Genomic DNA, 3,792 nt, shown 5'->3' on the forward strand with positions numbered 1-3,792 from the left:
TGTCTGCCGTTGCAAAAGTTGGTGCGGGGCAGAAAGGTTCATGTAAACACCACACCCCCAATATTTTATATATGATGTTATCGCTTCGGTGTTCTTTTTCGTCCGTTGATTAGTCAGGTATTTTTTTGTGTGTTGGGACAGACACTCTCTTTGCCATGCTTTGGTTGTAGCGTTGGCTGGTGTGGCTTGGCAATGTGAGTGGCTGTTGAGCGTTGGAATTTTATATCAAATTATATTTTTCACTTGGCGGAAATAGTAAATCTAGCCCCTTAGGTTTGATTTTAAATATCGGTCCTTTTTCAACTACTTTTCCGGTTGAATTTCTCTTTATCAAATGGTCAAGTGTGATTATTCCTTGGTCGACCAGAATGTCAAATTGTGATGTGATAGGTTTTTTAGTATGCTCTACAATTGAATATTGAAAATGCTCTAGTCCATCAATGTATGTGCTTGTTGCTTCAACCCAGAATGTTTCTTTATGCTTTTCTAATAGTCTATTATGTAATGTATTTAAAGTCCAAACTACAAAATCTCCAATTTCTGGATTGTTTGAATTTTCTACGAGCTGTTTGATGTCGGAATCAAGTCTCAAAGCTAAACCTTGCGAGTTTCTTGTGATTGCTGAAACGGTACAATAAAGTTTGAAATCTTCTTCTCTATGGTAACCAAAGGCATGTAAAATTTCTGCCGAACTTTTGAACTTACTCAATGACCATTCTGGAACTTGAGCAAATAAGTTTTTTCTATTTGTTCGACTACTTCGAAATGATTTTAGTTCTATCCCTTTGTAATCAGGCTGTTTGGATGAATTGATATCAATTCCTAAAGCTGTCTCTAAAGTTCTTCCAACAGAAGTATCTGCTGCAACCATTGAAGGAATTGGACCAGAACTTGCAACTTTTCTTAACATAGCCAATAATTCAAATGCTATTTCATTTGCTTTACCGCTGATTTCTGAAATCAACTCTTTTAGTGGATTTACCAAATTCGAGTTCAATAATGCTTCTACATTCAATTGCGTTAAATTGAAAATATGAAAAGAGCCCGAATAAAAAACAAGGGCAATCAAATCGTTAGGATTTGCAATTTTGGTAAGTCCTGAAAACCAAATTCTGGGGTCTCCCTTTTTGGTTTGAGGTCTGTACAATGAAGCTGTTGATTGAATTACTTGAAAGTCCTGATAAATGATTGCGTCAATTTGAACTTTGTTTTCAGGACCTTGTCCTTGAATATCATAATCGTGAATATTATTGTCTTTCAAGAAGCTACGTACTGAACCGGTAGCATCCATTATTGATTTTTTTAATCCGGTTTCTGTTGGCTCAATTAAAGAAATAGAAACTTGATTTTTAGTCAGCAATTTAATTTTAGTTTGCTCCGCTAGTGTTAGTACTCTCATTTAATATTTTTTAAAATTTCTGTTGCCACTGCTCTAGCCAATAATGGTGGCACGGCATTGCCAACCAAAGTGTATTGAGGAACTTCTGTTTTCCTATTATTCCCTCCTGTTGAACGCTTCCCTTGAAAAACAAATGTGTCATCAAAAGATTGGAGCCTAGCCATTTCTCGAACTGTCAATGCCCTAGGAGAATTATAATGAACATAATCATCTGGTATTGTCATTATGGTTGAACTTTGTTCTTCTGGCTTTAATACATTATAATTTCTTTTGTTTGAGGTCAATCCGCAATCATCTATTTCACATTGCGCCTTTTTATAATCGCCATTTCTTAGGATTATTTCAAGACGTTTAACCACATCATCATTTTGATTGCTTGTCTTGTGATTATTCAGAATGTCAAAATACTTTTCTCCTTTTTGAAGTCCTTCAAAATTTCTTACGTAGAAAGGTTTTGTTTTGGGTTGATATCTTTCAATTAACCGACCTTCTCTTGACCATTCTGCATACGATTTTCCAGTTTTATGGTTCTCTTTGCCGTCAATAGTCCTTTTTTTCAAGAGGCTTTTCATTTTTTCAGATGTGCCGTTGAATTGTTTTGAAATATCAACCATTTCATAGTGATGAGCTTCTTGGTTATTGCCGATAAAATCAAGGTCGTATAATGCTTCAAAAATGGTTACTTTTTCATTTTCCTTTACGGTTGGTGGTATTTCCGAAATAAATTTCTGGTCTTTTCTGCAACCTATAAAAAGAACCCGCTCGCGATTTTGTGGAACACCATAATTTGATGCATTTGCAACAAATGGCTTTTCAATTTTGTAAAGTCTAATGCTGTTTAAAATTTTATAGAGTTCTGATTTTTCTTTTTCAGAACACAGGTTCGATAGGATATCCACGGTTTCATCAAACGAATTAGTGTAGATTTTTAGGGCGGTTATAATATCAAAACAGTCTTTTTTGTATTCGGAAGGAACTTTGAGTTCCTTAAATGCAAGTTCAATCTGCTCTATTACATTTTCAGACCCAATATGAGTTAGAAAGTTTGTGAATGTTTCTACAAAAGCGTCACTATCAATATTGCAGAAGTCTTTCTCTTTAATGATGTCACGTTTTAGTTTTTCCCATTCTTTGGTTCTGGCAAGAATATTAAAACCGTGCCTAATGGTATTTATTCTTGAATCCGTTTTGCTGGTTTTATAATCTGCGATTTTTGGTGTCAATTGTTTGAATCTATTATCTACAAATCGGATAAACTCTTCTCTGCCTGTTTCAATTTCTGCATCCCTTAGTTTTTCAATTTCAACTCTTTTTATAATGCTTTCAAATAAAAAGCTGTTTTTGTCAGACTTCATTTTTCTGATAAACGAAACTAAAACCGGAATTTCTTTAATGTCAACTATTGAATTGATTTCTTGTATGATTAAATCCTTGATTTTTCCATTTTCCTTTGTAAGAATGCCTTTTACATTCTCCATTACAAAATATTTCGGTTGCAATATTTTAATTACTTCAAGATAATGTGAGAATAAATCATCTTTTTTATCAAACTTCTTTCTCTTACCTGCTAGACTAAAACTCTGACAAGGCGGTCCACCACAAACCACATCTATTTTTTTACTCCCTATTTTATTCAATAGGTTGTCTAAAAAATCAGGTTCTGTAATGTCTTGCTTTAAAAATTCCGCATTCAATCCAAGTTGATGATTGTATCTTACTATGTGAGTGAGTTCGCAATTTTCATTTATGTCGCTTGCAGCAATAAAGTCGAAGAATTTGTTATTAATTTCTGCTTGTAAAAAGCCTTCACTAAAACCACCTGCACCTGCAAACAAGTCAATGAACGTAAAAGGCTTACCATATAGTGAAATCTGTTCTTTTACAATACTAACTGTATTGTTTTCTCTATAGCCTTCAATATGTTGATTAAGAATGTCTTTTATTTCGTCTTGTGAAAAAGTTTTTTTGTTTGAATGATGCAAAAGTTCGTCGGCACGTTCACTTAGAAAATTCAAATAGTGATTTGTCTCTGTCGCCTCAATTGTAATTCCTTTAACCCGCTGTTTCTTTTTGTCAAAGAGTTCAGGGTCAATTTTTTGCCCAGTCGCTAACTTAATTTGTATGCCAGAACAGTTAATCCTTAAATGAATAGGAGCAAGCCCTTTCTTGTCTGGTTTATCGAGATAAAAATTAATTGTTGCCATAATTACGGACGATTTTACGTACACGGACAAAATTACGGACAATTTTCGAATCTCTGTCCATTTTTATTTATTTTCTGTCGAGCGTTGGCAACAAAATGGCTCTTTTGGTTTTTTGAGCGTTGGCTTGTGCGTTGGAAAAAACCAAATGTGCCATTTGTGGGTCGGCTTTCCTTACACTGAGCGATAACG

Annotated in this window: 2 protein-coding genes; both read right to left on the reverse strand. The window is 34.4% G+C overall.

All coding sequences use genetic code 11. The features are described from left to right. Positions 1-220: 220 nt before the first annotated feature. Positions 221-1,399 (reverse strand): MvaI/BcnI family restriction endonuclease, encoded by a 1,179-nt coding sequence (locus tag B5X70_RS17455; RefSeq protein ID WP_079559185.1) that lies wholly within the window; start codon positions 1,397-1,399, stop codon positions 221-223. Further along, complete coding sequence (locus B5X70_RS17460; protein ID WP_079559186.1) at positions 1,396-3,603, reverse strand: DNA cytosine methyltransferase; 2,208 nt, start codon at positions 3,601-3,603, stop codon at positions 1,396-1,398. Before B5X70_RS17460 ends, B5X70_RS17455 begins: the two co-directional genes overlap by 4 nt. Positions 3,604-3,792 lie beyond the last annotated feature (189 nt).

The sequence above is a fragment of the Alkalitalea saponilacus genome (assembly GCF_900168165.1).
Lineage (GTDB): Bacteria > Bacteroidota > Bacteroidia > Bacteroidales > Marinilabiliaceae > Natronoflexus > Natronoflexus saponilacus.

Excerpts from the sequence above, each read along its gene's own strand:
- B5X70_RS17455 (WP_079559185.1), bottom strand. The coding sequence starts at position 1,399 with ATGAGAGTACTAACACTAGCGGAGCAAACTAAAATTAAATTGCTGACT.
- B5X70_RS17460 (WP_079559186.1), bottom strand. The coding sequence starts at position 3,603 with ATGGCAACAATTAATTTTTATCTCGATAAACCAGACAAGAAAGGGCTT.